Raw genomic sequence first — 16,086 nt, 5'->3', positions numbered from 1 at the left:
GGAAGGTGGCGACGCCGCCGATCTGCTCGACCGTGGCAAACTCCTTGGAAGGCTGACGTTCGAGGATGACCTCCTTGATCGCCGTCTCGCGGTCCATGTCGTATTTCGTCATCGTGTCCGGGATCTGATCCTCGACCAGCGGCGTCATCACGTAGCCGGGGCAGATGGCGTTGGCGGTGACCGGGTCCCGCGCGGTTTCGAGCGCGATCACCTTGGTCAGCCCCACCACACCGTGCTTGGCCGCGACATAGGCCGACTTGTAGGGCGACGCCCTCAGCCCATGCGCCGAGGCCAGATTGATGACACGTCCCCAGCCCTGCTCGCGCATCATCGGCACCGCTACGGCGGCCGTGTGGAAGGCCGAGGAAAGCATGATGGCGATGATCGCATCCCACTTTTCGGTCGGGAAATCCTCGATCCCGGCGACGTGCTGTATGCCGGCGTTGTTCATGAGGATGTCGCATCGCCCGGCATCCTCGATCAGCTTGCGCGCCTCTGTGCCCTTCGACAGGTCCGCGCGGATGTAGCGCGCCTTGACCCCGAATTCTTCGCCGATGGCGTCGGCCAGCTTGTGATCCTCGTCCCGGTCGGTGAACGAGTTGAGCACGACGTCGGCGCCGCCGCGCGCCAGCTCGCGCACCACGCCAAGCCCGATGCCCGAGTTCGATCCGGTGACGACCGCTGTCTTGCCCTTCAGATCCATGAGTGCGCTCCTTCGCATGTGGCCGCGCGGGCCGGCCTGCGGCCGCCGCGGGATGTCGGCGTGGAAGATAGCCCTCGCGCAGTCGTGATCCATCGCAGATGAGGGGTTGAGTGCGCCGCCAGGATCGCCGATGCCCATGCCTCGATTCGCGGGCAAAAAAAAACGCCCGCACAAGGCGGGCGTTAAGTCATTGAGGCAGGTTTCATACAGGCAAGAAACCTATCGAGCAGTGCCTTCTATATACGCCGATTCCCCGGGAACGCAAAGGAAAAGCTATATCTCGGGGATTTAGTCCAATAAGTTGATCCTCGATCCTACCTTTCAGGAGCGCTATCAGCCATGATCCCGACCGTAGTTTCCGCCCGTCGCGCCGGCCGTTCGGCAGCGCTGGCCATCGCTCTTCTTGGCAGCGCCGCAATCGCCGAGCCGCAGCACGGCGTGGCGATGTTCGGGGAGCCCGCCCTGCCCGCCGATTTCGAGCATCTGCCATACGCCAATCCGGATGCGCCGCAGGGCGGTCGGCTGGTGACGGGCGAAGTCGGCACGTTCGATTCGCTCAACCCCATGATCTTGAAGGGGAATCCGCCCTGGCAGCTGCGCTCGCTCGCCTACGAGTCGTTGATGGGGCGGTCCTACGACGAGCCCTTCACGCTCTACGGCCTCCTGGCCGAGTCCATCGACGTGGCCGAGGACGGCAGCTGGGTCGAGTTCACCCTGCGCCCCGAGGCCAGATTCTCGGACGGGACACCGGTGACGGTCGAGGACGTCCTGTGGAGCTACGAGACCCTGGGGACCGAGGGCAACCCGCGCTATCGCGGCGCGTGGCAAAAAGTCGCGGATGCCCGTGCGGTGGACGACCGCACGGTCCGGTTTGAATTCAACGTGAACGACCGTGAACTGGCGCTCATCATGGGGATGCGTCCGATCCTGAAGAAGGCGCAGTGGGAAGGCAAGGAGTTTGGCGAATCAGGCCTCGACACCATCCCGATCACGACCGCGCCCTACGTGATCTCGGGCTACGAGCCCGGCCGCTACGTGACCCTGACGCGCGACCCCGACTACTGGGGCAACGACCTGCCCTTCATGGCGGGGCAGGCCAACCTCGGTGAGATCCGGATGGAGTTCTACGGCGACCAGGCAGTCATGTTCGAGGCGTTCAAGTCCGGCGCGCTGTCGATCAACCGCGAGACCGACGCGCAGCGGTGGGAGTCGCAATATGCCTTCCCGCGCGTGCAATCGGGCGAGGTGGTCAAGTCCGACATCCCGCACGAGCGGCCGTCGGGGATCACCGGCTTCGTGATGAACACGCGCGAGGCGCCCTTCGACGACTGGCGCGTGCGCGAGGCACTGATCCAGGCGTTCAACTTCGAATTCGTGAACCAGGTGCTGAACGGCGGCACCCTGCCCCGCATCGAGTCGTACTTCTCGAACTCCCAGCTTGGAATGGATCACGGCCCGGCCGAGGGGCGCGTGGCTGAACTGCTGGCCCAGTACGAGGACGACCTGCTTCCCGGCGCGATGGAAGGCTATTCCCTTCCCGAAAGCGATGGGTCCGAGCGCAACCGCGCCAACACCCGCGCGGCGCTGGCGCTGCTGCAAGAGGCGGGCTGGACCATCGGCGACGGCGGCGCCCTGCGCAACGAAGCGGGCGAGCCGTTCAAGCTTGATATCCTGCTGAGCCAGGGCGGCTACGAGCCGCAGGTCGCACAGCGCACCGCCGACCTTTACACGGCGGCGCTTCAGCGGCTGGGCATCACGCCCACGATCACGCTGGTCGACCAGGCGCAATTCACCGAACGCACCACCCGCTTCGATTTCGACATGGCCTGGTACACCCGTGGCATGAGCCTCAGCCCCGGCAACGAGCAGTACCTCTACTGGGGCAAGGATGCGGCCGACCAGGAAGGCAGCTGGAACTGGATGGGCGTGAAATCCGACGCCATCGACGGGCTGATCAACGAGATGCTGACCTCGGAGTCCCGCGAGGACTACATCGCGGCGGTCAAGGCGCTCGACCGGGTGCTGACGACAGGCCGCTACGTGGTCCCGGTGTGGTACAACCCCGTTTCGCACGTGGCGCACGACAAGAACCTGCACTACCCCGAGAGCCTGCCGATCTACGGCGACTGGCTTGGCTTTCTTCCGGAGGTCTGGTGGTATGAGGAAGGCTGAGTTTGCCCTTATCTGCGGCCTTATGGCCTTGGGCGGGTGTTCGGTCGCGAAGGTGCCGGTCAAAGCGGCGGGCACCGTTGCGGGGGCATCGATGCATGCGGCCGGCAGCGCGGTGATGATCGTCACGCGCGACCGTCACGACCTGCCGTAAAGCGGAACCGCCCCGTCCGCGCCGCATTGGCCTCACGACGCATAAAGGAGGACACCGATGCAGTGGACCGCCATCCAGAGGAACTGGCCCGCCTTCACCGAAGCGCTGATGCAGCGTTTCCCCGAAACTGAAGAGAACGATCTTCTGGACCTCGAAGGGGACCGCGCCGCGCTGGTGCGCTACGTGGGCGAGCGCCAGGACCTGTCCGCGGCCGAAGCCGAGCGGCAGGTGAAGGAGTGGGAGCAAGGCGCCGTGCCCGCCGATGTTGCCATGGACGACACCCGTGACGGCGAAAACATCCAGGCCGCGGCCGCACATATCGGCGTGGGCGAGGACGTCTATGCCGACGACCGGAACTTCGGCGATGACGACAAGGTGGATCGGCCGATCGGGCGCGACACGTCCACCTGATCTTTCGCCTTACCGAGGGACACGAGGCGCGGACCGATCGGTTCGCGCCTTCTCGTTTCGATCAGAGCGGCGCTCTCAGGTGACTCACTTCGGACGGCGTGCGACTGCTCCGCTTGCGACCCCGCACTGGCCGGGTAAAAGCGGCAGAGCGACACCGCCCGGCGCGAGACGCTGCCGCGGACCCCGACCCGAAACCTGCGACGTCCCGCGCGAGGAGGCTGCATGAAGCTCGACATCCTGGCCGACCCGATCTGCCCGTGGTGCTATATCGGCAAGGCGAACCTGGACCGCGCGCTGTCACGGCGGCCGGACCATCCGTTCATCATCGAATGGCACCCCTTCCAGCTGAACTACGACATGCCGCCCGAAGGGATCGACCGGCAGACTTACATGGAAGCGAAGTTCGGGGGTCGCGAGGGCGCGCTGGCGGCATACACGCCGGTGGCGGAAGCCGCCGAAGCCGCGGGCCTCGACATCGCGTGGGAGAAGATGACCCGCGTACCGAACACCCTGTCCGCGCACTGCCTGATTCACTGGGCGGGGCTTGAAGGGCGGCAGACGGCAGCCGTATCGGCGCTGTTCGAGTCCTATTTCAAGCGCGGCGAAGATATCGGCGAGCCCGAGGTTCTGGTCGAGATAGCTGACCGGATCGAGATGGACCGCGACATGGTCGCGCGCCTGCTCGCCTCGGGTGCGGACCGCGACGAGGTCGCCGCGCGCGACGCCCATGCGCGCAAGCGCGGCGTCACTGGCGTCCCGACCTTCATCGTGGGCGAACGCCAAGCGGTGCCCGGCGCGCAGCCGCCCGAGCTGTGGGACCGGGTGCTGGACGAAGTGATCGGCACCTGACGATCAGCAGCGGGCGGAGCAGAGGCTTGCGAACGGGATGCCGTCATTATCCTCCGCACCGCGCGCCCTGTCGCCGCAGACGGTCAGCGCATGGCATGCCTCGGCGCAGGAGAGCATCTGGCCGCAGGTCTTGCGCGCGCATGTGGAGGCTTGGGCGGTCAGGAACGGCGCGACGGGCGTTTTCTCGACGCGCGGGAGCGGGTCGGACACGGCCGGCGTGGTGGCGAAGAGGAAGATGAGGACCCGCAGCATGAACGGATGCTACGGCCGCGCCGGGAAAACTGAATTCGATCTGGCGATGGATGTGACCAATCCGAACGGGCTGGTCACATCGGTTACTTTTCTGCCTCGGCCTTCTTCTCGCGCGGTTTTTCGGCCGCCTTGGCGTAGCGGGCAAGGTCTTGCGCGACGGCGAAGCTGCCCTTGATCTTCTCGCTGTCCTTCGACCAGTCGCGCCGAATGACGATCTTGTTGTCCTTCACCTTCGCAAGGCCATCCTGGTCCTTGATGAACGACACCAGCCCCTCGGGCGAGGCGAACTTGTCGTTGTGGAACTGGACGGTCACGCCCTTCGGCCCCGCGTCAAGCTTGGCTATCCCGGCCCGTTTGCATTCGGCTTTGATGCGCACCACCAGAAGCAGGGTGTTCACTTCCTTCGGCAGCTTTCCGAAGCGGTCGATCAGCTCGGCCGCGAAGCCTTCGAGTTCGACCTTCGTGGTCAGGTCCGACAGGCGGCGGTAGAGGCCGAGGCGCACGTCGAGGTCGGGCACGTAATCGTCGGGGATGAGCACCGGGACGCCCATGTTGATCTGCGGCGACCAGTCGCTGTCGCCCAGGTCGATGACTCCTTCGAGCTCGCCCGATTTCAGCTTGGCGATCGTCTCTTCCAGCATCGACTGGTAAAGCTCGTAGCCGACTTCCTTGATCTGGCCGGACTGCTCTTCGCCCACGAGGTTGCCCGCCCCGCGGATATCGAGGTCCTGGCTGGCCAGGTTGAAGCCTGCCCCGAGGGTATCCAGCGACCCCAGAACGCGCAGGCGCTTTTCGGCGGTGGCGGTCAGCTTCCCGCGCGGCTTGGTGGTCAGGTAGGCATAGGCGCGGGTCTTGGCGCGCCCGACGCGGCCGCGGATCTGGTAGAGCTGCGCAAGGCCGAACATGTCCGCGCGCCAGACGATCATCGTGTTCGCTGTCGGGATATCGAGGCCCGATTCTACGATCGAGGTCGCCAGTAGCACGTCGTACTTGCCGTCGTAGAAGGCGTTCATCCGGTCGTCGAGCTCGCCCGCCGCCATCTGGCCGGTGGCGGTGACGTACTTGATCTCGGGGACCTCGGTCTTCAGGAATTCTTCGAGCTCGGGCAGGTCCTTGATCCGCGGGGCTACGATGAAGGACTGGCCGCCGCGATAGAACTCGCGCAGCAGCGCCTCGCGCACCGTGATCGCGTCGAATTCCGAGACATAAGTGCGGATCGCCAGGCGGTCGACGGGGGGCGTGCCGATGATCGACAGGTCCCGCACGCCCGTCAGCGACAGTTGCAGGGTGCGCGGGATCGGCGTCGCGGTCAGGGTCAGGACGTGGACATCGGTGCGCAGGGACTTCAGCCGTTCCTTGTGGGAGACGCCGAAATGCTGCTCTTCGTCGATGACCAGCAGGCCCAGGTTCTTGAACTTGACGCTTTTGGCCAGCAGCGCGTGGGTGCCGATGACGATGTCGCAGGTGCCGTCGGCGATGCGCTCACGCGCCAGCTTGGCGTTCCTGTCCGAAACGAAGCGCGAGAGCTGCCGCACCTCGACCGGGAAGCCACGGAAGCGTTCGGCGAAGGACTTGTAGTGCTGGCGCGCCAGCAGCGTCGTGGGGGCGATGACGGCGACCTGTACGCCGGACATGGCGGCGATGAAGGCAGCCCGCATGGCAACCTCGGTCTTGCCGAAGCCCACGTCGCCGACGATGAGGCGGTCCATCGGGACGCCGCGCTCGAGGTCGCCCATCACGTCCTCGATGGCCTTCAGCTGATCCTCGGTTTCCTCGTAGGGGAAGCGGGCGCTGAAATCCTCCCACGCGTTCTCAGGGGGCTCGAGGATCGGAGCGCTGCGGACCAGACGTTCGGCGGCGATCCGGATGAGGCGATCCGCGATCTCGCGGATCCGCTCCTTCATGCGGGCCTTCTTGGCCTGCCATGCGCCGCCGCCCAGCTTGTCGAGGATGCCTTCCTCGTGGCCGTAGCGGCTGAGCAGTTCGATGTTCTCGACCGGCAGGTACAGCCTGTCGCCGCCCTGATATTCCAGCAGCGCGCATTCGTGTGGCGAGCCTGCGGCGGTGACGACCTCTAGGCCCTGGAACCGCCCGACCCCGTGATCCACGTGGACCACCAGGTCACCGATACTGAGGGACTGCGCGTCGCTCAGGAAGTTCTCGGCGCGGCGCTTCTTCGGACCCTTCCGGACAAGGCGGTCGCCCAGCACGTCCTGTTCCGAGATGACGGTCAGGCGGTCCTTGCCGTGGGGGCCTTCGAAGCCGTGTTCCAGCGACCAGACGGCAAGATAGAGTCCTCCCTTGCTGTCAGGCACGTCGCGGAAGTCGCGGATCTCGGTCGCGCCCTCAACGTCCTCGTCCTCCAGAAGGCCGCTCAGCCGCTCGCGCGCACCTTCCGAGTAGCTGGCGACGATCACCTGCCCCTCGCGGCGGCGCTTGGCGATGTGGTCGGCCAGCGCCCCGAAGAGGCTGACGCCTTCCTGCTGGCGCTCGGGCGAGAAGTTGCGCCCGATCCGCCCGCCCGCATCCGCCACGCCGGGACCGGAGGCCTGCGCGAGCGGGTGGAACTGGACGATCCGGCGGTCGGCGGTCGCGGCGTCCCATGCCTCGCCGGACAGGTACAACGTCTCGGGCGGCGCGGGCTTATAGACGGTGTCCACGCGCCCCTTCTTCTGCATCGCCTCGCGGCGGTTGTCGTACTGGTCCGCGATGGTCTCCCACCGGGCAAGCCGGGCGGGGGTGGACTGGTCGTCGAGCGTGACGGTCACGCCGGGCAGGTAATCGAACAGGGTTTCGAGCTTGTCGTGGAAGAAGCCAAGCCAATGCTCGGCCCCCTGATGCTTCTTGCCCGCGCTGACCGCCTCGTAGAGCGGGTCGTCGGTGCCGGCGGCGCCGAACTCAATCCGGTAGCTCTGACGGAAGCGCGTGATCGCGCCTTCGTCGAGGATGACCTCGGACACGGGGGCAAGCTCGACCTCGGACAGCTTCTCGGTGGTGCGCTGGTTCATCGGGTCGAACCGGCGTGCGCCGTCGAGCGTGTCGCCGAACAGGTCGAGGCGCACGGGACCCTCGTGGCCCGGCGGCCAGACGTCGATGATGCCGCCGCGGATGGCGTAGTCGCCGGGCTCCATCACCGTCGGCGCCTGGGTGAAGCCCATGCGGACGAGGAACATCCGCAGCCCCTCTTCGTCGATCCGGTTGCCGACGCGGGCGGTGAACGAGCTTTCGCGCACCGTTTCGCGCGGGGGGACCTTTTGGGTCGCGCCGTTGATCGTGGTCAGCAGCGCGAACCGCTTGGGCATCCCGTGGGTCAGCGCGGCCAGCGTGGCCATCCGCGCCGCCGAGATGTCGGCATTCGGCGAGACGCGGTCGAACGGCAGGCAGTCCCAGGCCGGGAACGTGAAGACCGGCAGGCCGGGGTCGTAGAACGCGAGCGCGGCCTGCATCGCGGCAAGTCGCTTGTCGTCGCGCGAGACATGGAGGACGGCACCGCTCTTGCCGATCTCGTCGAGAACGAGGCGGGCGTCGAACCCTTCGGGGGCGCCGCCGAGTGCAATTTTTTGGAGATCAGCCATGGCCCGGGTCAGGTAACGACGCGGCCGACGAAGTCAATGGCCCCCGAATGCCGTGGCTGGTCCGCCCATCGATGCGGCACGAAAGCACGACGTCCCACCGGATCGAAGGGAAAGACCGCCCAGCACTTCATCCGCACTTGACCGTTCGCACGGCGTAGGTGATGCGAGGCCATGCTGCGCCGCATCTATGACTGGACTCTGTCCTTATCCGCCCATCCGCAAGCCCTCTGGGCCCTTGCGGTCGTGTCATTTGTCGAAAGTTCGGTCTTTCCCATCCCGCCCGACGTGCTGATGATCCCGATGATCATCGCCGCGCCGCGGCGCGCGTGGCTGATCGCGGCAGTTGCGACGATCTCGTCCGTGCTTGGCGGCCTTGCGGGCTACTGGATCGGCTCGGCGCTGTTCGAACAGGTCGGCCAGCCGATCCTCGAGCTCTACGGCAAGGGCGACCGGTTCGACGAATTCAGCGACTGGTACAATCAGTTCGGCGCATGGGCGGTCCTGGTCGCTGGCGTGACACCCTTCCCGTTCAAGGTCATCACGATCCTGTCGGGCACCACCGGGCTGTCGCTGCCGATCTTCATCTTCGCGTCGATCGTCGCGCGAGGGATGCGCTTCTTCCTCGTCGCGGGGCTGCTGCGCGCCTTCGGGCCGCCGATCCGCGACTTCATCGAGCGTCGGCTCGGCCTCGTTTTCACGTTGTTTTGCGTGGCGCTGATCGGCGGTTTCGTGGTGATGCACTACCTATGACCTCACGTTCCCTCATGATCCTTGCCGCGGCGGGGTCCGCGGCCCTCCTTCTCGGCGCTTTCGTGTTCCAGGCGTTCGGATACGCACCCTGCAAGCTCTGCATCTGGCAACGCTGGCCGCACGGGCTGGCGATCATTGCCGGGGTCGTGGCCGTCTTCTATCCACGCGCGCTCACCGCGGCCGTTGGCGGCTTGGCGGCGCTGACGACCGCAGGTGTCGGCGTCTACCACAGCGGCGTCGAGCTTGGCTGGTGGCAGGGCCCGACCTCCTGCTCGGGCGGCGGCAGCCTGGTGGGCCTGACCGGCGCGGACATGCTGTCGACCGACACGCTGGACAAGGTCGTGATGTGCGACGAGGTCGCCTGGGCCTTCGCCGGCTTGTCGATGGCATCGTGGAACGCCGTCGCATCGTTCGCGCTGGCTTGTGTCTGGGCGGTCGCATTCGCCAAGGCCCTGCGCTGACGGCTTGCCGCGACCGCAAAGCGCCCCACCTGTCGCCCATGACAGAGATTACCTTGATCGGCGTCCCGCTGGATTGCGGACAGACGCGCCCCGGCTGCCTGATGGGTCCCGATGCCTATCGTGTCGCGGGCATTGCCCCCGCCCTGACCGACCTTGGCCACACGGTCGAGGACCTTGGCAACCTGGCACCCGGCCCCGCGCCAAGGATGCCGGGTCCCGCGCACCTGGTCAAACCGGGCGAAGTTGCCGCCTGGACCGATGCGCTGATCGAAGCGGGACGCGGTGTCACCGGAATGCCGGTCTTCATGGGTGGCGATCACGCGCTCGCCCTTGGCTCGGTGGCCGGGATGGCGGCGCGCGCGGCGGATCGGGGGCGGACGCTCTTTGTCCTATGGCTTGATGCGCATAGCGACTTCCACACGCCCTTGACCACGGAAAGCGGCAATCTCCACGGCACACCGGTCGCCTATTTCACAGGGCAGGACGGGTTCGAGGGCTTTCCGCCCCTGCCCGGCCCCCCGGTGCCGTTCCCCAACCTGTGCATGATGGGCCTGCGGTCGGTCGATCCGGGTGAGCGGGACCGTCTTGCCGCGACCGAAGCGCAGTTGCACGACATGCGGGCCATCGACGAAACAGGGTTCGCGGTGCCGCTGCGCGAGTTCCTCGCCAAGGTTGCCGAGACGGAGGACGCGGATCTGCATGTCTCTCTCGACGTGGATTTCCTCGATCCGGCCATCGCACCGGCCGTGGGCACGACCGTCCCGGGCGGCGCGACCTTCCGCGAGGCGCATCTGGTGATGGAGATGCTGTCGGAATCCGAACTTGTCACGTCGCTGGACCTGGTCGAGCTCAACCCCGCGCTGGACGAGCGTGGCCGGACGGCCCGCCTGATGGTCGAGCTGACGGCGTCGCTGATGGGCAAGCGGGTGTTCGACCGACCGACGCGGGGCTTCAGCTACGGCGTGGGCCGCTCGGGCGGGTGACCGCTGGACAGCCGGGCGCCACACCTAGATGCTGCGGGTGAATTGAGGAGGACCCCCATGCCCGCGCCCCGCGCTATCGCCTTCGATGTCATTGAGACGTTGTTCCCGCTCGGCCCGCTGCGGCCACTCTTTCCCCGGATAGGCCTGCAGGAAAGCGATCTGGAGCCCTTCTTCGCCAGCCTTCTGCGCGATGCCTTCGCCTTGGACACCTGCGGGATCTACAAGCCCTTCGCCGAGGTTGCGCGCGCGAGCCTCGAGCAGATGGGCATCGCTTCCGATGCGGCGGACACGATCTTCAACGGGTTTCCGAACCTCGCCGCACATCCCGACGTGAGGCCCGGCTTCGAGCGGCTGGCCGGCGAAGGGGTGCCGGTGATCGCGCTGACCAACGGCAATGCGGACGTGACCCGCACGCTCGTGGAGCGGAACGGACTGGCCGAACTGGTCTCGCGCGTGATCTCGATCGACGAGATCGGCGTCTGGAAGCCGCGAGCGCGCGTCTACACCTATGCAGCCGAGGCCGCAGGCGTGGCACCGTCGGACATGGCGCTGGTCGCCTGTCACCCGTGGGACTGCCAGGGCGCCATGAGCGCGGGACTGACGGCCGGCTTCGTCCGTCGGGGCCACGCCTATGGCAGCGCGATGAACGCGCCACAGGTCCGCGGCGACTCGCTTCCGGCCGTGGTCGACGAATTGCTCGCCCTGTGAGCAGGAGCGAGCGCCCCGTGATGGACATCCCCGCGCTGCGAGCCTTCCTGATCGAGGCGTTTCCACAGGTGGCGCAGGACTTCACGGTCGAAAGGGTGGACGACGCCGGCATCCGCGTGCGGATGAACGTGGGCGAGCGCCATCTGCGGCCGGGCGGCACCGTCTCGGGACCGTCGATCTTTGCCTTGGCGGATGTCGGGGTGTACCTGCTGATCCTGTCGCGCCTCGGACCGGTGGCCTTGGCCGTGACGACGAATTGCTCGATCGACTTCATGCGCAAGCCTGCGGCCGCGACCGACCTGGTCGCCGAGGCGCGACTGCTGAAACTTGGGCGCGTGCTCGCCGTCGGGGACGTGCTGATCCATTCCGAAGGGACGGAAGTGCCGGTGGCACGAGCCTCGCTAACCTATTCGATTCCGCCGCGTTAGCTCGGGGCGGCACGACGCGAGGAGTGGCCGGTGCCTTGACCTCAAATGACCGATCTGCTCAGGGTGCTCCGCTCATATCCTGGGCGCACTTCGTGACGCAGGGGATGGCTCATTGCCGCCCGGGGACTGGCGCCTGACATGACATTCGTCATCTTCATCAACGGCATCCTGCTTCTGGGGATGGGTGTGCTCATGGGCGTCAACGCCCTGATCTTTCCCCTCACGCGGTCCGTGTTCCTAGAAGCCGCCGTGCTGACGGTGGTGGCGGGGGCGTGCCTGTCGCTCAGCACGTCCAACCGGCGCGGCCGGCTGAACCGGCTGCACTCTTTCCTGTTGACCGGCACCACCTGGATCACCGCAGCCTCTGCCGGGGCGGTGCCGCTCTGGATCTGGGGCCTGTCCCCCACCGACGCCTTCTTCGAGGCGATGTCCGGGATCACCACGACCGGCTCGACGGTGATGGCCGGGCTGGACTCAACCGAACCGGGGATCCTTCTGTGGCGCGCCGTCCTGCAGTGGATCGGTGGAGTCGGCTTCATCGTCGCCGGCATCGCCCTTCTGCCCATCATGCGCATCGGCGGGATGCAGCTTTTCCAGACGGAAAGCTCGGAGAAGGGCGAGAAGGAGCTTGCCAGCGCCGCACGCTTTGCCTCGGCAACGATCTGGATCTACCTGGCGCTGACCGTGCTGTGCACCGTCGTCTACATCTCGGGCGGCATGACGCGGTTCGAGGCGATCGCCCACGCGCTGACGACCGTTTCGACCGGAGGGTACTCGACCTCGGACTCCTCGTTCGGGCTGTTCGACAGCGCCTACCTGCAATGGATGGGAACGCTGTTCATGCTCGCGGGGGCGCTTCCCTTCGCGTGGTATATCCGCGTGCTGAACGGCAAGACGGTGCGCAGCGAGCAGGTGCAGGCGCTGGCGATGACCCTGCTTGTCTTCATCCTCGCCCTCACCTTCTGGCGGGTCCTGACCGGCGGGACGCCGATCTTCGAGACCCTGCGCCTTGTCGCGTTCAACGTCGTCTCGGTGGTCACGACGACCGGATATGCCACGACGGATCACACGACCTGGGGACCGTTCGCTGTCGTGGCCTTCTTCTGCCTCACGGCGATGGGGGGATGCACCGGATCGACCGCGGGCGGGGCCAAGATGATGCGGTGGATCATCCTCATGCGCAGCATCAACGTACAGGTAAGGCGCATCCATGCGCCCCACGGGATCTTCCCGCTGCGATACGAGCGCAAGACGATCTCGCCGGACGTCATCAACGGGATCATGACGTTCTTCGTCTTCTATGCGGGCACGGTGCTGGGGCTTGCCGCGCTGCTCAGCTACTACGGACTGGACCTGGCGACGGCCGTCAGCGGCGCCCTGACCGCGGTCGCGAATGTCGGCCCCGGCGTGGGGTCCATCATCGGCCCCGCCGGCAACTTTGCGTCCCTGCCGGAGGGCGCAAAATGGATTCTCACGTTCGGCATGTATGTCGGGCGCCTTGAAATGCTGACCGTCTATGTGCTGCTGCTTCCGACGTTCTGGAAGGAAGTCACCTGAGCGGCCCCGGACCGTTCTCCCACCCCCGTTCCCTTGCCATCGCCCTCCGGAGAGGCACCTTGCGACCTCACGAAGGGACAAAGACATGAATGGATCCGCATGGCGCAAGGCTGGCTGAGCACGCTACGGGAACTCTATGAGGGCGAGAGCGAGCGCGCCAACCGGTTCCGCTACGGGCTGCTGTATTTCGACATCGGGACCATCATCTACGTCGTGGCGACGTCCTTCACGTCCCATGGCGGCATCATTCCCATCATCGACGTCGTCTTCGGGGTCGTCATCCTCGCCGACTTCTGTGCCCGCCTTGCGATCAGCGAAAGCAAGATGCGCTTTCTCGCAAGCCCGATCACGCTGGCTGATATACTCGCCATCGTGTCGTTCCTGATCGCTGTCGCAGGCGGCGGCGCCGGGTTCCTGCGGGTCCTGCGGACCCTGAGGCTGCTGCACACCTACCAGCTGCTCGATCGGCTGAGAGCGGACTTCCCCTTCTTTCGCGACAAGGAAGCCCTGCTGACGGCGTCGATCAACCTCGCGGTGTTCCTGTTCGTCATGACGGGGCTCATCTACGCGACGCAGCACCGCACGAATCCAGAAATCGCCAACTACGTCGACGCGCTTTATTTCACCGTGACCACGCTCACGACGACGGGCTACGGAGACGTCCTTCTCAAGGGCACCACCGGCCGGCTGATCTCGGTCGGGGTGATGATCATCGGCGTGACGTTGTTCCTGCGGCTCGCGCAGGTGATCTTTCGGCCCCAGAAGGTGCGCCAACCCTGCCCGGTCTGCGGCCTGACGCTTCACGACGCCGACGCAGTGCATTGCAAGCATTGCGGAACGACGATTCATATCGAGACGGAAGGCGGGTACTGAGGCCCTTGCCCACCCGCCGTCGTGGGCCATCTGCCGCGCTAAGCGCGACGACCGCTCGGCACGTCAGCGCCTTCAACCGGCTCCGCGGCTTCCGGCGATGTCGACGCTCACGCGGTCCCAAGCCGCTATTCGTGTCAGGAAGCGTATTTGGCGTCGCGCGCAGCCTTGAGGCGGGCAAAGTCGTCGCCGGCATGATAGCTCGACCGGGTCAGCGGCGTGGCCGAGACCATCAGGAAGCCCTTGCCCCAGGCCGCCTTCTCGTAGGCGGCGAATTCCTCGGGCGTGACATAGCGATCCACCGCGTGGTGGCGCGAGGTCGGCTGCAGGTATTGACCGATGGTGATGAAATCCACGTCGGCGGCCCGCATGTCGTCCATTACCTGGTGCACCGACTGGCGATCCTCGCCCAGCCCCACCATGATCCCGGACTTGGTGAACATGGTCGGGTCGAGCTCTTTCACGCGCTGCAACAGCCGGAGCGAATGGAAATAGCGGGCGCCCGGACGAACCGAGGGGTAGAGGCCGGGCACCGTCTCGAGGTTGTGGTTGAACACGTCGGGGCGCGCGGCAACGACCGTCTCGAGCGCTTCGGGTCCACAGCGCAGGAAGTCGGGCGTCAGGACCTCGATCGTGGTCCCGGGCGAGCGGTGGCGCGTCGCACGGATGGTCTGGGCGATGTGATCGGCGCCCCCGTCATCCACGTCATCTCGGTCGACGCTGGTGATGACCACGTGGTTCAGCCCCAACTTCTTCACCGCATCTGCGACGCGGCCGGGTTCGAACACGTCGAGAGCATCGGGACGGCCCGTCGCAACGTTGCAGAAGGTGCAGCCGCGGGTGCAGATCTCGCCCATGATCATCATGGTGGCGTGGCCCTGCGACCAGCATTCGCCCACGTTCGGACAACCGGCCTCTTCGCAGACTGTCGTCAGGTCGTGCGTCCGCATGATCTCGCGCGTGGCCTGGTAGCCCTCGCCGGACGGTGCCTTGACCCGGATCCAGTCCGGTTTCCGAAGGCGCGGCGTCTCGGGACGATGCGCCTTTTCCGGGTGTCGCTGGGCGGGAATCTTCAGATCGCGCGGCATGACGGCTCCTCCTCGCCCTCGGTGATAGGCAAGCGTGGCCCCGAAGTCCACGGAGACCCGCCATGCGCCGGAAGCAAGACTAGGAGATACCGTTCAAATCCCGAACTCGACGGTGATCGCATAGCCGGGGCCTTCGACGTCCCGCTCGATCTCGCCAGAGAGGCTTTCCACGGCGCTGTCGATGATCGCAAGGCCCAGACCCGCGCCGGGATTGCTCACGCCCACCCCGTCATCGCGACAGGTCAGGCGGAAGGTGCCGGGCTCGGTCTGGCGGCCGACGATCTCGATATGGCCCTCGCGGTCGTCGGGAAAGGCGTGCTTGAAGCTGTTAGTGGTGAACTCGTTGATCACGATGGCAAGGCTGCCGGCGTGCTGGGCCGATATATTAACGTCCGCGCAGTCAAGCGAGATGCTCACCCGCTCCGGCGCGGAGGCGCGGATCAGGTCCACGACCGAGGACAGGAAGCTCTGCAAACCGATCTTGCGGTCCGTCCCGGTGCGGTAAAGCTCGGAATTCAGCGCCGCCACCGTGTCGATCCGGCGCGACACCACCTCGAGCGCCTCGCTCGCCTCTGCCGATTCCACGCGGCGCGACTGCAGGCGGGTCAGCGAGGCGACCGATTGCAGCGAGTTCTTCACGCGGTGATCCACTTCGCGGCGCATCACATCGGCCCGCCGAAGCGCCCGGCGCAGTTCCAGCTGCGCCATGACTTGCCGCGACAGGACCCCCAGCATCGAGACCTGGTCTTCGGACAGGCTGCGGGGCTCACGGTCCATGACCGTGAGCGAGCCGAACACGCGCCCGTTCCCGGTCAGCAATGGCGCGCCTGCATAAAAGCCCACGCTCCCGTCCGTGCAGAGCGGCAGATTGGCAGTGCGCGGATCATTGCAGGTATCTTCGACCACCGTAACGCCGGCGCGCGATATCACCCTCATGCAGATCGTTTCTTCCAGGGGAAGCTCTTCGACATCCGTTCCTTCGCGCACGACGAACCACTGGCGCTGCTCGTCGAACAACGTGATGTTTCCCTTTTCGACCCCGCACATCCGCATCGCGAGCACCACGATCTCGCGTAGCGAGGTCAGGTCCGAGTCGCGGGACAGTCCGTAGGAGCGAAGGGTGGCACG

Annotated in this window: 16 protein-coding genes; 11 read left to right on the top strand and 5 right to left on the bottom strand. The window is 66.1% G+C overall.

Translation table 11 applies throughout. The annotated features are described in order from the left end of the window. On the bottom strand, positions 1–703 hold a 703-nt coding region (locus tag ACFDS3_RS10230), incomplete at its 3' end, for a 3-hydroxybutyrate dehydrogenase (protein WP_375262255.1). 339 nt (positions 704–1,042) lie between these two features. Between ACFDS3_RS10230 and ACFDS3_RS10225 the strand changes: the two genes are divergently transcribed. The 4 genes from ACFDS3_RS10225 (at position 1,043) to ACFDS3_RS10210 (ending at position 4,286) form a co-directional block, all read left to right on the top strand. Then, a complete protein-coding gene (locus tag ACFDS3_RS10225) occupies positions 1,043–2,875 on the top strand; it encodes an extracellular solute-binding protein (RefSeq protein ID WP_375262254.1) in 1,833 nt (610 codons plus the stop codon). Beyond that, entirely contained in the window at positions 2,862–3,026 is a 165-nt protein-coding gene (locus ACFDS3_RS10220) for a hypothetical protein (RefSeq protein ID WP_375262253.1), read from the top strand. The genes ACFDS3_RS10225 and ACFDS3_RS10220 overlap by 14 nt, the downstream gene beginning before the upstream one ends. A gap of 57 nt (positions 3,027–3,083) precedes the next feature. Next, entirely contained in the window at positions 3,084–3,437 is a 354-nt protein-coding gene (locus ACFDS3_RS10215) for a hypothetical protein (RefSeq protein WP_375262252.1), read from the top strand. Positions 3,438–3,659: 222 nt separating this feature from the next. After that, positions 3,660–4,286: a DsbA family oxidoreductase gene (locus ACFDS3_RS10210; RefSeq protein WP_375262251.1), complete on the top strand. Its 627-nt coding sequence runs from the start codon at positions 3,660–3,662 to the stop codon at positions 4,284–4,286. 3 nt (positions 4,287–4,289) lie between these two features. Here the strand turns inward: ACFDS3_RS10210 and ACFDS3_RS10205 are convergent, their stop codons facing one another. Next, positions 4,290–4,538, bottom strand: a complete 249-nt coding sequence (locus ACFDS3_RS10205) for a hypothetical protein (protein WP_375262250.1) — start codon at positions 4,536–4,538, stop codon at positions 4,290–4,292. Between the two features lie 83 nt (positions 4,539–4,621). Next, entirely contained in the window at positions 4,622–8,113 is a 3,492-nt protein-coding gene (mfd, locus tag ACFDS3_RS10200) for a transcription-repair coupling factor (protein WP_375262249.1), read from the bottom strand. 171 nt (positions 8,114–8,284) lie between these two features. On the opposite strand from mfd, the gene ACFDS3_RS10195 reads away from it, so the two are divergent. From ACFDS3_RS10195 to ACFDS3_RS10165, 7 genes are all read left to right on the top strand, one after another. Then, entirely contained in the window at positions 8,285–8,863 is a 579-nt protein-coding gene (locus ACFDS3_RS10195; RefSeq protein WP_375262248.1) for a YqaA family protein, read from the top strand. Further along, positions 8,860–9,324, top strand: coding sequence for a disulfide bond formation protein B (locus tag ACFDS3_RS10190; RefSeq protein ID WP_375262247.1), 465 nt, complete (start codon positions 8,860–8,862; stop codon positions 9,322–9,324). The genes ACFDS3_RS10195 and ACFDS3_RS10190 overlap by 4 nt, the downstream gene beginning before the upstream one ends. Positions 9,325–9,362: 38 nt before the next feature. Then, positions 9,363–10,307 (top strand): arginase, encoded by a 945-nt coding sequence (gene rocF, locus ACFDS3_RS10185; protein ID WP_375262246.1) that lies wholly within the window; start codon positions 9,363–9,365, stop codon positions 10,305–10,307. A gap of 57 nt (positions 10,308–10,364) precedes the next feature. Beyond that, positions 10,365–11,015 (top strand): HAD family hydrolase, encoded by a 651-nt coding sequence (locus ACFDS3_RS10180; RefSeq protein WP_375262245.1) that lies wholly within the window; start codon positions 10,365–10,367, stop codon positions 11,013–11,015. Between the two features lie 20 nt (positions 11,016–11,035). After that, positions 11,036–11,443, top strand: coding sequence for a PaaI family thioesterase (locus ACFDS3_RS10175; protein ID WP_375262281.1), 408 nt, complete (start codon positions 11,036–11,038; stop codon positions 11,441–11,443). A gap of 138 nt (positions 11,444–11,581) precedes the next feature. Next, positions 11,582–13,000 (top strand): TrkH family potassium uptake protein, encoded by a 1,419-nt coding sequence (locus tag ACFDS3_RS10170; protein ID WP_375262244.1) that lies wholly within the window; start codon positions 11,582–11,584, stop codon positions 12,998–13,000. Positions 13,001–13,099: 99 nt separating this feature from the next. Continuing rightward, positions 13,100–13,873, top strand: coding sequence for an ion channel (locus tag ACFDS3_RS10165; RefSeq protein WP_375262243.1), 774 nt, complete (start codon positions 13,100–13,102; stop codon positions 13,871–13,873). A 134-nt stretch (positions 13,874–14,007) separates the two neighbouring features. Here the strand turns inward: ACFDS3_RS10165 and lipA are convergent, their stop codons facing one another. Beyond that, the gene (gene lipA, locus ACFDS3_RS10160; RefSeq protein ID WP_375262242.1) at positions 14,008–14,958 is read right to left on the bottom strand and encodes a lipoyl synthase; all 951 of its coding nucleotides are present in this window, start codon (positions 14,956–14,958) and stop codon (positions 14,008–14,010) included. 93 nt (positions 14,959–15,051) lie between these two features. Beyond that, on the bottom strand, positions 15,052–16,086 hold a 1,035-nt coding region (locus ACFDS3_RS10155), incomplete at its 5' end, for a histidine kinase dimerization/phosphoacceptor domain -containing protein (protein WP_375262241.1).

Source organism: Palleronia sp. (assembly GCF_042089775.1).
Taxonomy (GTDB): Bacteria; Pseudomonadota; Alphaproteobacteria; order Rhodobacterales; family Rhodobacteraceae; genus Palleronia.
Note: the sequence above shows the minus strand (reverse complement) of the source record. Positions and strands in the feature narration are given on the sequence as shown.

Excerpts from the sequence above, each read along its gene's own strand:
- lipA (WP_375262242.1), bottom strand. The coding sequence starts at position 14,958 with ATGCCGCGCGATCTGAAGATTCCCGCCCAGCGACACCCGGAAAAGGCG.
- ACFDS3_RS10165 (WP_375262243.1), top strand. The coding sequence starts at position 13,100 with ATGGCGCAAGGCTGGCTGAGCACGCTACGGGAACTCTATGAGGGCGAG.
- ACFDS3_RS10195 (WP_375262248.1), top strand. The coding sequence starts at position 8,285 with ATGCTGCGCCGCATCTATGACTGGACTCTGTCCTTATCCGCCCATCCG.
- ACFDS3_RS10170 (WP_375262244.1), top strand. The coding sequence starts at position 11,582 with ATGACATTCGTCATCTTCATCAACGGCATCCTGCTTCTGGGGATGGGT.
- ACFDS3_RS10215 (WP_375262252.1), top strand. The coding sequence starts at position 3,084 with ATGCAGTGGACCGCCATCCAGAGGAACTGGCCCGCCTTCACCGAAGCG.
- ACFDS3_RS10190 (WP_375262247.1), top strand. The coding sequence starts at position 8,860 with ATGACCTCACGTTCCCTCATGATCCTTGCCGCGGCGGGGTCCGCGGCC.
- ACFDS3_RS10220 (WP_375262253.1), top strand. The coding sequence starts at position 2,862 with ATGAGGAAGGCTGAGTTTGCCCTTATCTGCGGCCTTATGGCCTTGGGC.
- ACFDS3_RS10205 (WP_375262250.1), bottom strand. The coding sequence starts at position 4,538 with ATGCTGCGGGTCCTCATCTTCCTCTTCGCCACCACGCCGGCCGTGTCC.
- ACFDS3_RS10210 (WP_375262251.1), top strand. The coding sequence starts at position 3,660 with ATGAAGCTCGACATCCTGGCCGACCCGATCTGCCCGTGGTGCTATATC.
- ACFDS3_RS10175 (WP_375262281.1), top strand. The coding sequence starts at position 11,036 with ATGGACATCCCCGCGCTGCGAGCCTTCCTGATCGAGGCGTTTCCACAG.
- ACFDS3_RS10180 (WP_375262245.1), top strand. The coding sequence starts at position 10,365 with ATGCCCGCGCCCCGCGCTATCGCCTTCGATGTCATTGAGACGTTGTTC.
- mfd (WP_375262249.1), bottom strand. The coding sequence starts at position 8,113 with ATGGCTGATCTCCAAAAAATTGCACTCGGCGGCGCCCCCGAAGGGTTC.
- ACFDS3_RS10225 (WP_375262254.1), top strand. The coding sequence starts at position 1,043 with ATGATCCCGACCGTAGTTTCCGCCCGTCGCGCCGGCCGTTCGGCAGCG.
- rocF (WP_375262246.1), top strand. The coding sequence starts at position 9,363 with ATGACAGAGATTACCTTGATCGGCGTCCCGCTGGATTGCGGACAGACG.